General features: G+C 38.9%; 16 protein-coding genes. 12 read left to right on the top strand and 4 right to left on the bottom strand.

Features of this window, described 5'->3' with window-relative positions:
• Positions 1–19: 19 nt before the first annotated feature.
• The 8 genes from B3317_RS00580 (at position 20) to B3317_RS00545 (ending at position 8,373) form a co-directional block, all read left to right on the top strand.
• On the top strand, positions 20–2,074 hold the full coding sequence (locus B3317_RS00580; RefSeq protein ID WP_291107340.1) for a tetratricopeptide repeat protein: 2,055 nt from the start codon (positions 20–22) through the stop codon (positions 2,072–2,074).
• A 716-nt stretch (positions 2,075–2,790) separates the two neighbouring features.
• The gene (gene thrS / locus B3317_RS00575) at positions 2,791–4,743 is read left to right on the top strand and encodes a threonine--tRNA ligase (RefSeq protein ID WP_291107338.1); all 1,953 of its coding nucleotides are present in this window, start codon (positions 2,791–2,793) and stop codon (positions 4,741–4,743) included.
• A gap of 72 nt (positions 4,744–4,815) precedes the next feature.
• The gene (infC, locus tag B3317_RS00570) at positions 4,816–5,448 is read left to right on the top strand and encodes a translation initiation factor IF-3 (RefSeq protein ID WP_291107336.1); all 633 of its coding nucleotides are present in this window, start codon (positions 4,816–4,818) and stop codon (positions 5,446–5,448) included.
• Between the two features lie 55 nt (positions 5,449–5,503).
• On the top strand, positions 5,504–5,701 hold the full coding sequence (gene rpmI, locus B3317_RS00565; protein ID WP_006798842.1) for a 50S ribosomal protein L35: 198 nt from the start codon (positions 5,504–5,506) through the stop codon (positions 5,699–5,701).
• Between the two features lie 106 nt (positions 5,702–5,807).
• A complete protein-coding gene (gene rplT, locus B3317_RS00560; RefSeq protein WP_291107332.1) occupies positions 5,808–6,152 on the top strand; it encodes a 50S ribosomal protein L20 in 345 nt (114 codons plus the stop codon).
• Between the two features lie 158 nt (positions 6,153–6,310).
• Positions 6,311–6,976, top strand: a complete 666-nt coding sequence (locus B3317_RS00555; protein ID WP_291107329.1) for a 3-keto-disaccharide hydrolase — start codon at positions 6,311–6,313, stop codon at positions 6,974–6,976.
• A gap of 148 nt (positions 6,977–7,124) precedes the next feature.
• On the top strand, positions 7,125–7,919 hold the full coding sequence (locus tag B3317_RS00550) for an AraC family transcriptional regulator (protein WP_291107327.1): 795 nt from the start codon (positions 7,125–7,127) through the stop codon (positions 7,917–7,919).
• Between the two features lie 85 nt (positions 7,920–8,004).
• Positions 8,005–8,373 carry a VOC family protein gene (locus tag B3317_RS00545; RefSeq protein WP_291107325.1) on the top strand — a complete coding sequence of 123 codons (369 nt, stop codon included), beginning with the start codon at positions 8,005–8,007 and terminating at the stop codon, positions 8,371–8,373.
• A gap of 61 nt (positions 8,374–8,434) precedes the next feature.
• On the opposite strand, the gene B3317_RS00540 is transcribed toward B3317_RS00545, so the two are convergent.
• A complete protein-coding gene (locus B3317_RS00540; protein WP_291107323.1) occupies positions 8,435–10,075 on the bottom strand; it encodes a fumarate hydratase in 1,641 nt (546 codons plus the stop codon).
• A 217-nt stretch (positions 10,076–10,292) separates the two neighbouring features.
• On the opposite strand from B3317_RS00540, the gene B3317_RS00535 reads away from it, so the two are divergent.
• The gene (locus tag B3317_RS00535; protein ID WP_291107320.1) at positions 10,293–11,459 is read left to right on the top strand and encodes a hypothetical protein; all 1,167 of its coding nucleotides are present in this window, start codon (positions 10,293–10,295) and stop codon (positions 11,457–11,459) included.
• A 78-nt stretch (positions 11,460–11,537) separates the two neighbouring features.
• On the opposite strand, the gene purN is transcribed toward B3317_RS00535, so the two are convergent.
• Positions 11,538–12,113: a phosphoribosylglycinamide formyltransferase gene (gene purN / locus B3317_RS00530; protein ID WP_291107317.1), complete on the bottom strand. Its 576-nt coding sequence runs from the start codon at positions 12,111–12,113 to the stop codon at positions 11,538–11,540.
• 154 nt (positions 12,114–12,267) lie between these two features.
• Here purN and B3317_RS00525 point away from each other — a divergent pair, with 154 nt between their 5' ends.
• From B3317_RS00525 to rnc, 3 genes are read left to right on the top strand one after another with little or no spacing between them, the layout of a single operon-like run.
• Positions 12,268–12,504: an acyl carrier protein gene (locus B3317_RS00525; RefSeq protein ID WP_006798850.1), complete on the top strand. Its 237-nt coding sequence runs from the start codon at positions 12,268–12,270 to the stop codon at positions 12,502–12,504.
• A gap of 21 nt (positions 12,505–12,525) precedes the next feature.
• Entirely contained in the window at positions 12,526–13,788 is a 1,263-nt protein-coding gene (fabF, locus tag B3317_RS00520; protein ID WP_291107314.1) for a beta-ketoacyl-ACP synthase II, read from the top strand.
• Positions 13,789–13,797: 9 nt separating this feature from the next.
• A complete protein-coding gene (rnc, locus tag B3317_RS00515) occupies positions 13,798–14,625 on the top strand; it encodes a ribonuclease III (RefSeq protein ID WP_291107311.1) in 828 nt (275 codons plus the stop codon).
• A 728-nt stretch (positions 14,626–15,353) separates the two neighbouring features.
• On the opposite strand, the gene B3317_RS00510 is transcribed toward rnc, so the two are convergent.
• Positions 15,354–16,325: a hypothetical protein gene (locus B3317_RS00510; RefSeq protein ID WP_291107308.1), complete on the bottom strand. Its 972-nt coding sequence runs from the start codon at positions 16,323–16,325 to the stop codon at positions 15,354–15,356.
• Between the two features lie 413 nt (positions 16,326–16,738).
• Positions 16,739–18,409: a nucleoside kinase gene (locus tag B3317_RS00505; RefSeq protein ID WP_291107305.1), complete on the bottom strand. Its 1,671-nt coding sequence runs from the start codon at positions 18,407–18,409 to the stop codon at positions 16,739–16,741.
• Between the last annotated feature and the right edge of the window lie 113 nt (positions 18,410–18,522).

The raw sequence follows: 18,522 nt of genomic DNA, 5'->3' as shown, positions 1-18,522 counted from the left end.
ATGATTAATACAATCTATCGTGAAGAGATTTTTATTTTCAATACTTGTTCTGATAAACAGCCTGATCGCCGTTTCACAGATTAACACCGACCGTGTAATCTTAATAGGACGCAATTCGCTCTATTTCGAAGATTATGTACTGGCTATACAATACTTCAATCAGGCTATAAAAGCAAAACCATATCTCGCTGAACCTTACTTTTACCGGGCTATTGCAAAATATTACCTCGACGATTACAGGGGTACGGAAGACGATTGTACTCTGGCACTGGAAAGAAATCCCTTCATGTCGAAAGCTTATCAGCTGCGTGCCGATGCCCGCCAGAATCAGAATAATTATGACGGAGCATTGGAAGATTACAAAGTTTCGCTGGAGGTATATCCGAACGATAAGTTTGCATTAATCAACATGGGTATAGTCAATATCCAGAAGAAAGATTACGAAGAAGCTGAAAAATACCTGAACACCCTGCTAAAAACCTATCCGACCTATACACAAGGCTTCCTCACCAGAGGTGCGCTCTATCAGGAAAAGGGGGACACGGTACAGGCTTTCGAGAATTATAATCAGGCTATAAAACTCGACAAATACCTGCCCCAATCCTACTCTATGCGTGGGTTGCTATATTACTATAAAAAGGACTATGACAAAGCATTGGCCGATCTGGACGAAGCTATACGGATAGACCCGCTTCAATCCGGTAATTATATCAACCGGGGACTGATACGGTATTCAAAAAACGACCTGCGCGGAGCGATGTCCGACTACGACAAAGTTATCGACCTCGACCCGAATAATATAATCGCCCGTTTCAACCGGGGATTACTACGTTCACAAGTGGGTGATGACAACCGTGCTATAGCCGATTTTGATGTAGTATTGAAGTTTGAGCCGAATAACTATATAGCATACTTCAACCGCTCCCTGATCAAGAATAACATCGGGGATTACACAGGGTCATTGGAGGATCTGAATGTTGTACTGGCTGAATATCCTGAATTTTACCACGGATTTTATATGCGTTCGGAGATCAAACGCCGTCAAAATGACCTGAAAGGTGCTGAACGCGACTTCAATTATGCACGCAACGAAGAAAGCCGCAAGAACAAAGAAATCCTCGCCGGACAAACCGAAGAAAAATCAGAAAAGGATAAGACAAGGGAGAAATCGGACAAAGATATCGACAAATTCAACCTGCTTGTCGTAGCAGATAAGACAGAAGAAGAAAAAAGCAAGTATAATAATGATACCCGAGGCCGCATACAAAATAAACAGGTCAAACTGGATCTGGAACCTCAGTTTATTGTTTCATATTACGAAAAGCCAAACGATATACGCAGGTTTGTATATTACAGCCGGCTTATCGACAATATAAACAAACGGGCGATACTGCCTAAGAAATTGAGAATCACCAACAGTGAGGCCTCTCTGAACGAGTTCCAGATACAGGAACACTTCAAATCGATAGACGACCTGTCGAAACGCATTGCCGATCAGCCGGCAAATGCCGACCTCTATTTTGCCAGAGCTATGGATTATATGCTCGTTCAGGATTTTACCAACTCTATTGAAGACTTTAATAAGGCAATCAGTCTTGATCCGAAATTTACGTTGGCATACTTCAATCTGGCCGTTGTATATACGAAACAACTCAACCTGAGGGAAAATGTACCTGAATATGAAAAGAAAAGCGATCAAACGGATTTGGCTACCTTGGGCGGAATAAAGAAAGATAATTCATTACCTGCTACAACAACCATCGTGGACCCGGGTAAAATGGAGTATGACCTGATTGTAAAGAATTATAATAAGGTGATAGAACTCAATCCGGAATTTATCTATGCTTATTACAACAGGGCGGGAATACGCTACAAGCAAAACGATTACCGTGCCGCCATACTTGACTACAACGAAGCTCTCAGACGCGATCCTGAGTTTGCCGAAGGGTATTACAACAGGGGATTAAGCCGCTTCCAGGTCAAAGATAAAGACCGTGCGCTCGACGATATGCGTAAAGCCGGGGAAATGGGCGTTGTGGAGGCTTATAGCATCATTAAGCGCATGACGGAATAAATAAAGATACTCCCGATAAATATTCCTCATAGAATTTTATATAGTTCTATGAGGAATATTTATTATTACGATCTTTTAATCTCTTACAAAAATTTTATCTATATAACCAAAGTAGATAGCCTTTAGCTGTTGGCTGATAGTTCTTTGAAATATTGATTAAAGCAGTTACAAGTTTGCCTCGCCTTCGCTTCGGCGAATGTTATTTCTGCGCCCTTCGGGCAGTTACGAGTTACAAGTTGGCTGGCGTTTTGTTTTGTTTCACGCAAAGACGCAAAGGCGCAAAGTTCTACATCTTACGAGTTGTTGACTGATGACTGTAAATACTGTTACCTTTGTTACCTTTTTGGAGAAAGATACGAGAGACAGGTTGTTAACTACTCTCTGACGAGATGCTTCGTTTCCCTCAGCATGACAGACCACGATACTGTTTACTGATAACTGTTTACTGTTAACTGATATATCTGTTACCTTTGTTACCTTTTGCGCCTTAGCGTCTCTGCATGAAATACTGTTGACTGCTAACTGTTTACTGTTTACTGAAAAAGTGTAACCTTTGTTACCTTTTATTTTATAACCAGTTATCAATAGCCGTTTACTGAAAGCATATCTAAATTAAAATAGACAGAATATCAATTCTGTTACAAAAAATGATTATTTTTGCAAGTTCAAAAAAGTAGCTTGTTTGTAGGAGCTGCATAATTAAATAGAAACTAAAAATGATAAAAATTACATTTCCGGATGGTTCCGTGCGAGAATTTGCAAAAGGAACCACATCGATGCAGATAGCAGAAAGCATCAGTTCGCGTCTGGCTCAGGACGTACTTGCAGCCAAAGTCAATGGACAAGTATGGGATTTGACCCGTCCAATAGACGAAAATGCGACGATTGAACTGCTGAAATGGGAAGATGAAGACGGTAAACACGCATACTGGCATTCTTCCGCCCATCTTATGGCCGAAGCCATACAGATACTTTACCCTCATGCCAAATTCGGTATCGGGCCTGCCATCGAAAACGGATTTTATTATGATATAGACTTTGGTGATACTCCCGTAAAAGACGCGGACTTTCCTAAGATAGAAGCAAAGATGATGGAGCTTATCGCCAATAAAGAAGAAATCAAACGTCAGAGTATTTCCAAAGCAGATGCAATAAAGATGTTCGATGCCCGTCACGAAAATTATAAGGTAGAGCTTATAAATGATCTTGAAGACGGCACCATCACAACATATACACAAGGTGTATTCACTGACCTTTGCCGTGGACCACATTTACCTAATACATCTTACATTAAGGCTGTAAAAATCCTTAGTGCGGCAGGTGCATACTGGCGTGGCGACGAAAAGCGCAAACAACTTACCCGTCTCTACGGTATCACTTTCCCTAAAAAGAAAATGCTGGACGAGTATCTGATAATGCTTGAGGAAGCGAAAAAACGCGACCACCGCAAGATCGGGAAAGAACTGGAATTATTCGCTTTTTCCGAGAATGTAGGAAAAGGGCTTCCATTATGGCTTCCACGTGGTACTCAGTTACGTTTGAAACTGGAAGATTTCTTAAAGAAAATCCAGCGTAAATTTGATTACCAGCAGGTAATGACTCCGCATATAGGCAGCAAGATATTGTACGTTACTTCGGGACACTACGAAAAGTACGGTAAGGATTCTTTCCAGCCTATCCATACACCGGAAGAGGGAGAAGAGTTCTTATTGAAACCGATGAACTGTCCTCACCACTGCGAGATTTACAAAATAATTCCACGCTCATACAAAGACCTTCCTTTGCGTCTGGCTGAGTTTGGTACTGTTTACCGTTACGAACAAAGTGGGGAACTTCACGGCTTGACCCGTGTCCGTGGATTTACTCAGGACGATGCGCATATATTCTGTACACCTGAGCAATTGAAAGCTGAATTCCTGAAAGTAATGGACATTGTTTTCATTATCTTTAAGGCGCTTGACTTTGAAAATTTCGAAGCCCAGATATCTTTACGCGACCCTGAAAACCGCGAAAAATATATTGGCAGTGATGAAAACTGGGAAAAAGCAGAGCGGGCTATTATAGAAGCCTGCGAAGAAAAGGGCCTGCCTGCAAAAGTTGAACTTGGCGAAGCGGCCTTCTATGGCCCTAAGCTCGACTTTATGGTAAAAGACGCCTTAGGCCGTCGCTGGCAGTTGGGAACAATCCAGGTTGACTATAATCTCCCAGAACGTTTCGAACTCGAATATACAGGAGCCGACAACCAAAAACACCGCCCGGTGATGATTCACCGTGCACCGTTTGGCTCGATGGAGCGTTTCATTGCAGTGCTTATCGAGCATACTGCGGGTAAATTCCCGTTATGGCTGGCGCCTGACCAGGTAGTAATATTACCTATCAGCGAGAAGTTCAATGATTATGCTCACAAAGTGAACAGCTATTTCAAACAACAGGGAATTAGTTCACAAGTGGATGACCGTAATGAAAAAATAGGACGTAAAATCCGCGATAATGAATTGAAAAGAATCCCTTATTTACTCATTGTAGGCGAGAAAGAAGCAGAAACTGAAGAAGTTTCGGTAAGAAAACAGGGCGAAGGTGATAAAGGTTCGATGAAATTTACTAACTTTGCTGCCCAATTGAATGAAGAAGTAGAGAAAATGATGAATGCATGGGAGCAGCAATCCTAAGTATTCATTGTTTATATTTTTGAAAATTAAATATTTAAATAAAAAAGATAAAGGAATTCTAACAGTTTTTGAATGAGAAACAACAGATTTAATAATCGCAAAGAAGAGTTACACAAAATCAATGGAAATATTCGGGCTCGGGAAGTCCGTTTAGTCGGTGACAATGTAGAACAAGGTGTATACACCATAAACGAAGCCTTACGACTAGCTGATGACCTCGAACTTGATTTGGTTGAAATTTCTCCAACAGCCGATCCCCCTGTTTGTAGAATCACCGATTATCAGAAGTTCCTTTATCAGCAGAAGAAAAAACAGAAAGAAGCTAAAGCCAAGTCTGTAAAAGTTGTGGTAAAAGAGATCCGTTTCGGACCACAAACCGATGACCATGACTTTAACTTTAAGCTCAATCATGCGAAAAACTTCCTTGAAGAAGGAGCAAAAGTGAAAGCTTATGTATTCTTCAAAGGACGTTCGATCCTGTTTAAGGAACAAGGAGAGGTTCTTCTACTCCGTTTTGCTACAGAACTTGAAGATTTAGGAAAAGTAGATCAACTGCCTGCACTTGAAGGTAAAAAGATGATTATGATGCTTTCTCCTAAAAAACAACCTGTAAAAACTCCGGCTCCGGCTAAACTGAAAGACGGTGAAAAAAAGGTTATAGAGAAAAAAGCAGACAAACCAAAAGAAGAGAACAACGAAGAATAAAACGAATACTTTGTATGTATCCGTACTCTATAAATAATTAAATTAATAAACTGAGATGCCAAAAATGAAGACTAATTCCGGTGCCAAAAAGAGGTTCGCCCTTACCGGATCAGGAAAAATCAAAAGAAAACATGCTTTCAAAAGTCACATCCTGACTAAGAAGACGAAAAAACAAAAGAGAAATCTGACTCACTCTTCACTTGTTCACAAAGTAGACGAGAAAGCTGTGAAAAAATTATTAGCTCTTAAATAATCTATTTCGTTTTACAAAAGCAAGTTTTAAAGATTTATTAACCGGATGTATGCACCAAAGAGTTCCAAAACGAAGGGAACCGCTAACATTCAAAACAATGTAAATTATGCCAAGATCAGTCAATCATGTTGCTTCGCGCAACCGCAGAAAAAAAGTATTAAAACTAACAAGAGGTTACTACGGAGCCCGCAAAAATGTATGGACAGTAGCCAAAAACACATGGGAAAAAGGTCTTACCTATGCATTCCGTGACCGTCGTGCTAAAAAACGCAATTTCCGTGCACTGTGGATACAACGTATTAACGCTGCTGCACGCCTTGAAGGATTGTCTTATTCCCGCCTGATGGGAGCCCTTCACAAAAACGGAGTGGAAATCAATCGCAAAGTTCTTGCCGACCTTGCTATGAACCACCCTGAAGCGTTCAAAGCAATTGTAGATAAAGTAAAATAAATCGCTTTACTATATAAGAAAGACCAGACAGAGTTGTCCGGTCTTTTTTTTATTTAATCAGGATAATAATTTCATGAAATTATTATATCAAATTGTTAAAAAATAGATACATTTGTTCACCTTATGATTTATTTGATGTATTACTAAAAACAAATGCCATGAAACGTATCCTTTTAATTTCATCAGTTTTATTAATTTCCTGTTCTTTATCCGTTTTATCAGCTAATAAAAATAAATGGAAACCACTTTTCGGCACTAACCTTTCAGATGCAAATTATAATCCGGAAGTATGGAGCGAAAAAGACGGAATACTCGGCGCAGTAAAAGACGAATCTATCTGGACTACCACCGAGTATGAAAATTTTGAACTCGATCTCGAATTCAAAACAGATGAAGCAACCAATAGCGGAGTCGTTGTTTATTGTACGGATACTAAAAACTGGATACCCAATTCGGTAGAAATACAAATAGCAGACGACCACAGCGAACATTTCAAGAATGCCAAGCCATACGAAAAATGCGGCGCTATCTATGGCCATCTGGGTGCAAGCAAAGATAAAGTAGTGAAGAAGCCGGGAGAATGGAACCGCATGCATATAAAATGCGAAGGACAGCATATCACTGTAACACTTAACGGACAGAAAGTCACAGAGATGGATATGAGCAAATGGACTTCGGGAACAACAAATCCTGATGGAACAAAAATTCCGAGCTGGCTGCCTAAACCATTCGCCGAACTACCGACAAAAGGATTTATCGGATTGCAAGGGAAACATGGGAACTCCTTAATCTGGTTTCGTAATGCAAAAATACGTAGTTTATAATAACGATCAGAATATCTGATTTACATACGAAGAGGGTGATAAATGATTTTATCGCCCTCTTCGGTATACCGATGTCCTTTTTTTACAAGATTGAGAAAAGCTAAGTACTTAACTTTGCATCTACTACATTTTTCATATATTTATCTTAATGGAAACTTTCAGATTCATACAACCGTCACCAATACTGGCCCCGTTTGTTAAACATTACTGGATATTGGAAACAGATGGAATCACTCCCGTTTCGGAACGGGTAATCCCTACGGGATTTATGCAAATGATTTTCCATCGTGGCGACAGAATGAGGCTATCCGACAATAAACTGCAACCTCAGACTTTCATATGCGGGCAGTCAGCAGGTTTTACCGACTTGATTTCTACCGGCAGGGTGAATATGATTGTCGTTGTTTTCCATCCTTTCGGAGTTAAGGCATTCTTCCCGATGCCGATGAGTGAATTTTACGGAATGAATGTATCTCTCGATGACTTGAGCGATAAATCCCTGAGGGAGCTGAAAGATCGTGTTTATAATGAAATGGATAATAGTAACGCAATTGCCCTAATAGAATCTGCGCTTATTTCCCGTCTAAGAATATTCGACAATCACAATTGGAAGCGGATAACGGAAGTAATAAGGGTCATAAACCACAAACATCAGCCCAGTATCGCGTCTTTATCCGGAATAGCCTGTCTTAGTTATAAGCAGTTCAGCCGTATATTTACAGAATATGTAGGAGCCAATCCCAAAGAATTTACACGTATAATACGTTTTCAGAGGGCGTTATATATATTACAGAATACCCCGGATATTAATATCACAGAACTGGCTTTCGATTGCGGGTATTACGACCAGCCTCATCTGATAAAAGAATTTAAAGCTTTTTCCGGTTATACCCCTCCCGAATTCATGTCGGTCTGCACTCCTTACTCCGATTATTTCTCATAGCTGATTGAATGTCCTTTTCTTACAAGATACGGAAAGTCTGATATTCTACTTTTGTAATGTCAATTAACACATTAAATTCAGACTTATGAAAAGATTAGTATCGTTCTTCGAAATTCCTTGCCACAAATTCAGCAGGGCAGTAAGATTTTATGAAACCATATTCGGTATCGAAATGCCAAAGCTTGATTGCGAGAGTGAGAAGATGGCCTTCTTTCCTGACGAAGACGGATTTTCTCCCGGCGCAATTTCATGGGCGGAAGATTTTCTCCCGTCACAAAATGGAGTGCTCATCAGCCTCAACTGTGAAGATATAGCTTCCTCCTTATCTTTAATAGAATCGAATGGAGGAAAAGTTGTTATCCCAAAAACGAAGATAGAGGCAGAAAATCGTGGCTACTTCTGTGTCTTTGCCGATAGTGAGGGAAACCATATCGGATTATATTCCGGCAAATAAGAAAAGTAAGGGCTGAATATTAACATTCAGCCCTTGTTTGTTTTATAATCATATAAATGATTTAGCATGTTGCGCAATTAATCGGCTTCAATTGTTGAAAGAAGTCATTCCCTTTATCATCCACCAGAATGAATGCAGGAAAATCAACGACCTCAATTTTCCAGATAGCCTCCATACCAAGTTCAGGATACTCAAGACACTCCAGGCTTTTGATACTGTTCTGTGCCAGAATAGCCGCCGGACCACCAATACTACCCAAATAGAAGCCTCCATGCTTATGACAGGCATCTGTTACCTGCTGGCTGCGGTTCCCTTTGGCAATCATAATAAGGCTGCCACCTTGCGACTGGAATGAATCTACATAAGAATCCATACGTCCTGCTGTAGTTGGCCCCATAGAGCCGCTGGCATAACCTTTCGGTGTCTTAGCTGGACCTGCATAGTAAATAGGATGGTCTTTGATATATTGAGGCAATCCTTCACCGTTATCAATTCTTTCCTGCAATTTTGCATGCGCAATATCACGCCCTACGATAATTGTACCGGTGAGGGACAAACGGGTTGAAACAGGATATTTAGTCAGTTCTTCCAGAATTTCTTTCATCGGGCGGTTCAAGTCAATCTTTACACCACCGGCTTCACCTGCATTACGTAGTTCTTCCGGAATCAGACGTGCCGGGTTATCTTCCAGTTTTTCCAACCAAACTCCGTCTTTATTGATTTTACCTTTAATATTTCTGTCCGCAGAACAAGATACGCCCATACCTACCGGACAAGAGGCTCCGTGACGAGGCAGACGAATTACACGAATATCGTGGGCAAAGAATTTTCCACCGAATTGTGCTCCAAGACCTAATTCCTGCGCAGCCTTTAACAGCTTTGCTTCCATTTCCAGGTCGCGAAAAGCCTGACCTCCTTCATTTCCGGAAGTAGGTAAATTATCATAATACTTGGTAGAAGCCATTTTCACTGTCTTCAGATTCGTTTCGGCAGATGTGCCACCGATAACAAATGCAATATGATAAGGAGGACAAGCCGCTGTCCCCAACGATTTCATTTTCCCGATGAGGAATGTCTCCAACTTGCCGGGTGTGAGTAATGCTTTTGTCTCCTGATAAAGATAAGTCTTATTGGCAGAACCTCCTCCTTTGGCTACAAACAGAAATTTATACTCGCTACCATTTACAGCATATAAATCTATCTGTGCCGGAAGATTGGTACCTGTATTTATTTCCTTATACATATCCAGAGGTGCATTCTGCGAATAACGAAGGTTATCTTCCGTAAAAGTATTGTACACCCCTTTCGATAAAGCTTCCTCATCACTTCCTCCGGTCCACACATTCTGACCTTTCTTTCCCATTATAATAGCCGTACCTGTATCCTGACAGAACGGAAGTATGCCTTTGGCCGAAATTTCAGAGTTACGCAGGAATGTAAGCGCCACAAATTTATCGTTATCGCTGGCATCGGGATCGGAGAGTATCTTTGCCACCTGCTCCTGATGTTCGGGACGAAGCAAAAATTCCACATTATGGAATGCATGCTGGGCTAATAAAGTAAGTGCTTCGGGTGATACTTTTAAAATTTCCTGACCTTCAAAATTTGCTGTAGAAACGAAGTCTTTCGACAAGAGATAATACTCTGTTGTATCCTTTCCAAGAGGGAAAGTTTCCTGATACTTAAACGGAGGTGTTGCCATGAATTAATATTTTTATAGTTGATTTTATTGTGTACAAAAGTAGCAAATATCTACAACCTTATCAAGGATTACAAGTTTATAAAATAACAAAATGAAATCCTAATTATGCTAATTTTTGTAAGAGTAAAATATCTTTCAAGAAAAACTTGTATATTTGTTGCATATATACTAACTAGGGTTATTATATCAAATACATAAATTACATAAAGAGACACAAATGAGTACAAGCAAATATATAATAATATTAATATCCCTGCTGCTTTTTCCTTTGCTTGCAGACGCTCAGATATACAGGGCTCCTACAAAAAATGAAGCAAAGCAGATAGGGAAAAAAATATATATCATCAGCACAGGTGATACTACGCGAGTAGTAAATACCATTAGTGGCGGGTTGACAGATGAATACTCAAAATTCTTGTTCCGAAAAGACAAAAGTGCAGAGGCCGACTCCATCTTTGGGGAAACAGATCCCACTTACAGTGGTTTAGAGGAGGCCGCTTTAGATGTAGATCGATTATTACGCGAAATAGAAGCAGAAAAGAGGATTAACAGCGAGAGAAATGATGCGTTAGGCTTCCGTCTGGCCAGAGATTACCGGAACCGGAAAAAGAAAGAACAGGCAGCTATAAATATAGCGGACAGCCTGATGAGAAAAGATGCCTCTATTGAGGAATTAACGAATATGTATATCGGATTCAACGGGAAGCCTACCTATTATATTAATGGCCTCGAAGTTCCGTTTTCTGTAACCAACCAACTCTATCCATCGGAGGTTATCAAACGAGAGATGCGGGTTACCGATACCGCATCAGGGAATCCATTCGGTGAGATTTGGTTCCTGGTATCAGAAAAAACACTGAATAGGTTAAAAATCCCTATCGACCTGACAAATGACTACTTATTCAACAATAATGTAGCCACTACGGCAAGCGCTGTCCCCGTAAACAATACAGCTGATACAAAGAGAAAAGCGTCCAAAGCACCGGAACCTGTTATTAGAAGAGAGATTACTGCTGACGGTAAACAAGTGGACCGAGTGGTAAAGACAGAAGAAACAGATATACCTAAAGAAAAAAGTGCTACTGAATCGACAACCCGGATTATCTCCAGGACAGTAAATGACGAAAAAGTAGGCACAGACGAAAGCGCTACCTACATAATAAACAGGCCGGGTATTAAACGGATAGCCAATCCGCCTCAGTCTACTATAAGACAACAGCATTATAATAGTAATAGTACCACTACCACGAATAACAATATACAAAACCAGGATAAAGCGGTCAAAGTTGAAGAAAAGAAACAACAAGGTGATACACCTAAGACCGTTCCGAAAAAATCAGTTCGCAGGATAAAAGAAAGGCTTCAGAATCAGTATAAAGATTAATTAAGATAGGATCTATTTATTATCTTGGAAAATAAAATAATTAAAATAAATTATCATTAAAAATACATACTAGATTGATTATATCTGATGCTTATTTAATAATTTATCTATAATTACAGGAAAGTATGTGTACTCCAGTGCATGTACTTTTTTTGCAACATCTTCATAACTATCAGTTGCAGAAACCGGACATTTTGCCTGAAAAATGATAGTACCTTCGTCATAATTCTCGTTCACATAATGTATTGTAATCCCCGACTCTGTTTCACCCGACTCAACTACCGCTTTATGCACATTATCTCCATACATTCCTTTCCCTCCGAATTTTGGCAGCAAAGCCGGATGTATGTTAATTATCTTATTAGGATATGCCCGCAGGAGGTTTTCCGGTATTTTGAGTAGAAAACCGGCTAATACGATAAAATCGATCTCCTTTTGCAACAGACATTCCAGCACCTTGTCTGTGTGGTAAAAGTCGCTTGCGGAATATGTAACAGACTCTATTCCCAGATTTTTAGCCCGTTGGTGCACATAAGCATCCTCTTTGTTCGAAACAATGAGTTTTATATTTACACCCTCATTATTTGCAAAATATTTTATTATATTTTCGGCATTAGAACCCGAACCAGAGGCGAAAATTGCGATTTTAGTCATTAAGTATAATTTAAGATGCCTGCACACAAACAAAAAAAATGTGCAATTTTAACTATTTTATCCACAAAATATTTGTTTCATATGTATAAAAAACTGTTACTTTGCACCGACAAAATTAGAAATAAAAATTAATTATTAATCAAAACTAGAAATTATGTCAGAAGTAGCATCAAAAGTGAAAGCAATTATTGTTGATAAGTTAGGTGTAGAAGAATCTGAAGTAACAGATACTGCTAGCTTTACAAACGACCTAGGAGCTGACTCACTTGACACAGTAGAATTAATCATGGAATTTGAAAAAGAATTCGGCATTTCTATTCCAGATGATCAGACTGAAAAAATCGCTACAGTAGGAGATGCTGTCTCTTACATTGAAGCAAATGCAAAATAATTTTTTTTCCAATATTTACTTATGGAATTAAAAAGAGTAGTAGTAACAGGTCTAGGCTCGGTATCTCCTCTTGGCAACGATGTAGCCACTACATGGAACAATGCCATCAACGGGGTGAGTGGGGCTGGACCTATTACTCATTTTGACGCGTCAAAATTTAAAACACAATTCGCTTGCGAAGTTAAAGGATATGATCCTTCTGTCTATCTGGACAGGAAAGAAATGCGCAAATGCGATAGATATACATTACTTGCTATAGGTGCTTCCGAAGAAGCTATCGCAGATTCAAAACTTGATTTTTCAAAAGAGAACTGCGACCGTATAGGTGTTATCTTCTCCGCTGGCATTGGTGGTATAAAAACTTTCGAAGAAGAGGTCAGTTATTATGCGAAGAATGAAGAAAACGGACCGAAATTCAATCCTTTCTTTATCCCTAAGATGATTTCGGATATTGCAGCAGGACTTATTTCGATTCGTCATGGTCTACGCGGTCCCAACTACGGAACCGTTTCAGCCTGTGCTTCATCTACCCATAGCGCTATAAACTCTTTCGACATTATCCGTATGGGTAAGGCTGATGTTATTGTAGTGGGTGGTGCCGAAGCTGCTATTACAGCTGCCGGTGTCGGTGGATTTAATGCCATGACTGCATTATCTACACGCAATGATTCGCCTGAAACTGCGTCACGTCCATTTAGCGCCAGCCGCGATGGGTTTATCATGGGAGAAGGTGCTGCATGTCTTATTTTCGAAGAACTGGAACATGCACTTGCCCGTGGAGCTAAAATCTATGCCGAAGTCGTTGGTGGAGGTATGTCTGCGGATGCTTACCACTTAACAGCCTCTCATCCCGAAGGCTTAGGAGCTAAGTTAGTAATGAGAAACGCACTGCAAGATGCCAATATGAATCCTGCTGATATGGATTATATCAATGTGCACGGAACATCCACTCCGGTAGGTGACCCGTCCGAGATAAAAGCCATCAAAGAAGTATTCGGTGAGCATGCATATAATCTGAACATCAGTTCTACAAAGTCAATGACCGGCCACTTATTGGGTGCAGCAGGAGCATTGGAAGCCATGTTCTGTGTATTGGCAGTTCAGAACGATATCGTTCCTCCGACAATAAACTTTACAGAAGGCGATGAAGATCCTGAAATAGATTATAAACTGAACCTTACATTCAACAAAGCTCAAAAGAGAACTGTTAATGTAGCACTTTCCAATACATTTGGTTTTGGCGGACATAATGCATGTGTGATAGTCAAAAAGTTTAAGAAATAGGAAAATAACGTGCTTAAAAAGATATATCGAGGTATAAGGCTTCTTCCCAAAAGAGGGAAGGAGCCTTATGTATCTTTTTGCAAAATACTTGGATTCTATCCATACAACATAACCTTATACGAACAGGCCTTATTGCATAAGTCATCGTCGATAAAGCTGAAAGACGGCAGATGGATCAACAATGAGCGTCTTGAATTCCTCGGCGACGCCATACTGGATGCAATTGTAGCCGATATTGTATTTAAAGAATTCGAATACAAGAAAGAAGGTTTCCTCACCAATATGCGGTCGAAAATCGTTCAACGCGAAACATTAAACAGGCTTGCTTTGGAAATTGGTATAGATAAGTTAATTAAGACATCTACCCGAAACACGACCCCGAATACACACATGTACGGTAATGCACTGGAAGCATTGATTGGTGCCATATATCTTGACCAGGGCTATAGAGCTGCTAAACGATTTGTTTTTGAGCGTCTGATACAGGAACATCTGAATATAGAATCGGTAGCCGAATTAGAGGCCAACTATAAATCCAGACTGATAGAATGGAGTCAAAAGCAAAAGATATCGGTAAGCTTCGATCTTATCGATAGCTTTGTCAACGAAAACAATACTCCTATATTCAAAACAGCAGTAATAATTATGGGAGAACAAGCGGGGCTTGGAACAGGCTATTCAAAAAAAGAATCGCAACAGAAAGCCGCAAAAGAAGCCTATAATAAACTACAACGAAATACTACTTTCCGCAATCATATATTTGAATTATATGAGCAACAGCAACAGTTGCATAACGAGAGGTATGTAAACACTTCTGAAGAAAGAGAAGAAGAATAATTTCGCATTTTAAAATAAAAGAAGGCCACTTTTTTTATGAAGTGGCCTTCTTTTTATACTAAGCTTATTTCACTCTATGAATACCATTAAATTCAGCTTGTTTTATAGTTCAAGCCATTTTATATTGCCAAATAATATTGAATTATACACACATTTTCCACTGCCAATTCCCCATAATCAATACGTGGTATAAACTGGATGACTAATATACTTGCAGTCAACAGAATCTCTGTAATCTCATAAATTAAAACCAGAAGTTAATGTATTCTATAGTTTTGTCTATAGCATTATTGTTTTATAAGGGAGAATTTAGCCAACAATAGTTCTGCACGACGGTATACTGCAACGAACCTTCTCAGGCATGGAAAAGAGCAGATATAAGAAGACAAACAATGCTAATGCAAAACTATTGTTGTCTAAATTCCCCTTATTTATTTCATTATAAAACAATTTCGAAAGAACTTCTAAAGATGAAGGGTCTGTACTTCATCATAAAGATTAGATCAGGAAAAAATCCTCTTTTTGGATATTGTAAGTTCTGTCTCTATATACAGATACTATTTAAATAATATCTATCCCTATATTTGTCTTTAATTCATCTTATTAATTACCAAAATTAAATATTCACGACATATATCCTCAGCATAAATATGAAAATAAAGTGTTTCCATTTGTCAATAAAAGAGGTTTACAAACACCCTTCCTCCTAAAAAATGACAATACCACTATTAAAGTGTAAGATTCTCTATATTTTTCACGTACTCATTTTGTTTATTAAAGAACTCCGAGCGCTGAATCTCATTACTTTGAGATATAAGTGTAGAATATTTCAGCAATGAATCGATCCACATTTTGTGCCTCTTTGAAACCTCTGTATTGTATACAGTAATAGGATCTGTATAAGTCCAGAACTGTGTTCCGGTTTCATTATCATGCCTAAACCAGATACTATTCGATGCAATATTTAAAGTAGAGCAATACAAGTCCGTTTTTACACCATTCTCATCAACCCCTTTTCTGGTATCATTTTCAAGTTTATTGATTACCTTATATAAGTCTTCCTGCAAAAGAAAGAGTTCTTCTTTTGTTATCAGCCTGCGTCTGTAGAAATAAATTATTTCTTTCACTGTAGACAAAATAAAACTAGGGCACAATATGGCAGTAACTTGATTTACCTTAGTTGCCGCATACCGGTATTTTTTATGTACAGTCGAGATTTGAGAAGGGGGTGAGAATTCAGACAAATAAAAATTGAGGGGAACCTCTTGTGTCTTATGAATCCATTTGTAATAATAAAACTTTGACAGATTTTCAAATAACATATAATAAGGAAATGGCAACTGATTTGCCGTAAAGAATATTTCCGACTCTTTACTTTTCTGCATCTTTTTATATATCTCTGCTGCAACATCCACTATTTCCGAGTACACATCTAATGGATCTGCAGATTTAGGAACAGGTAAATCAAAAAAGGCTCTGTTCTTTTGCTCTTGCCCTGCTATTTCATCTAAAGAAAGCCCCAGCTTCAGAGATATGGCAATAACCTCTTCAAAAGTAAAAGGAATCTCATTTCTTATCCGTCTATATGCCGATTCTCTGCTTAGATTCAGTAAATCCATTAGAAACGAAACAAGCTTCTCCCCTTCTGGCAGAGAGTTGTTTATTGACGTAACAAGCATTTCATTTATTATAGTTTTCATAAAAATAGAAGACACCTCAGGCAGGTGGTATAGTTATTAATAAATATTTGTGTATTTGCATTTAACAACAATGCATTTTAGCTTTAAGCAAAAATAGACGATCTAAAATCATTGTCTAAGCACATTTCAGTCAATTTGTCTAGATTTTCAACATATATATGATTCAAAACAAACAAATCACGTCTAAAACAAAATAAAAAAGTACAAAAATAAAAACGAAAAACAAATAATGACACAAAAATATATAAATCAATTTAATATATACACATAAAATGACACAAAAGCAAGAGCACCTTTTAGCAATACATGCAGTATTTATTCTTAACAATGGTATTTCAATAAAGAAGGCCTCCAATACTTTAAATCGGCCACCTTCTCTTTTATCTAATATCTAACTAAGTTTATCTGCCATATCAATATTTAAAGCTACTTCCACCTACAAACTCTCTTAACAAAGATGTTGGCGGCAGTTCCCTGTCATTTATATAATTGAAATATTTCAGGAATTTAAGCAATCTATGCGCCTCTGCATATTCCGGTGCATTATTAGGCACTTGCGACAGAATCGGCTCCGCATAACGGCGTAAAGCCGCAAACTCATACATCATAGCCGAATTAAACATCACATCGGCATTTTCCTGATATGGAAAAATCCATTTATCTTCCCCCTTACGCACACTCGCCCAACGCGATAAAGTATCTATGGCGGAGTAGCTACGATAGCGATAGTCTCGAATCAAGCGGCGCAACAAACGGTTATCTGTTGTAGGTATCCAGTTATGATTATCCAACGAAATTGTAGTTAAAGCCGAAACATACACTTTAAATTTCTGATGGTCGGGAATCCCAATTGTTAAATCCGGATTTAACCCGTGTATCCCTTCTATCACCAATATAGTGTGCTCATCGAGCTTCAGCTTATCTCCTTTATATTCTCTCTGACCTGTAGTAAAGTTGAATGTAGGCAATTCCACCTCTTCGCCTTTGAGTAATTTTTCCAGATCTTCATTAAATTTAGGTATATCCAACGCATATAATGATTCAAAATCATATCCGCCATCTTCATCTAAAGGTGTTTTATCGCGGTTTACAAAATAGTTATCGAGAGAAAGCCCCACAGGCTTTAATAGATTCACCATAAGTTGCACTTCGAGACGCATACGAAATGTAGTTTTTCCTGAAGACGAAGGTCCCGATATAAGTACAACTCTAACCCCGTCTTCGGAGCGGGCTGCAATCTGCTCGGCAATATTGGCAATTGTTTTTTCCTGATAGGCTTCCGACACCTTTATTACACCTGGCATCAGGCCTTCCTGATTGGCTTTATTCATATCGCCAACATTATCCAAACCTATTATATTAAGGAACTTAAGATGCTCTTTATATACATTATACATCTTAGGTTGTTCTATGACAGGCTCAAGTTCAACCGGATTACTCCGGTTAGGTACACGCAGCAGCAAACCGTCATTATACAGGAGCAAGTCATATATATCTATATATCCGGCAGATGGTACAAGGCAACCATAAAAATAGTCGACAGAGTCTCCCAAACGATAGTATTTAGAATACATCTCACCTGAAGTCTCCAGCAAAATGGCTTTATCTTCGAACCCTCTTTCCCTGAACATTTTCACAACCTGCACAGTTTCTTCTTCAACTCCTTCGAAGCGCATATCGGCATCGATGTATTCTTCTATCTTCGCTTTTATAGACTCAATTGCAGCCTGATCTATAACAGAAGACACATTAATAATGCGGCAGAAATAGCCTAGCGAAATAGGATGCTCGATATAAAGCTGTCCCTCCGGAAAAATTTCCGAAACTGCTTTTGCCAGCAAGAAGCACAATGAACGCACATAAGTCCGCATTCCGGAAGGCTCTGTCAGATCAACGAATGTCACTGTCTTATTATGGTAAGCCTGATAGTCCAGCGGTTCTGTCTTATTATTAACTTTCGCATTTACTACCGGAAATTCTGTTTTCAGAGAAAAACCTTTTAATATATCAATCAGGCTTGTTCCTACGGGGAAGTCCTTATAGCTGTCTGTATTTGTGCAGTGAATAGTTACCTTATTTTCCATGTTTTGTCTAGTTGAATAATTAAAATAACGAAGGATGTCTTTAATAAAAAACATCCTTGAATTATAAAGTTAAGAAAAATAATCCACTTACAGCTGCAATCCCGATTCTTTCA

Source organism: Dysgonomonas sp. UBA7710 (genome assembly GCF_002482385.1).
Classification (GTDB): domain Bacteria; phylum Bacteroidota; class Bacteroidia; order Bacteroidales; family Dysgonomonadaceae; genus Dysgonomonas.
This window is presented reverse-complemented; position numbering and strand designations above follow the sequence as displayed.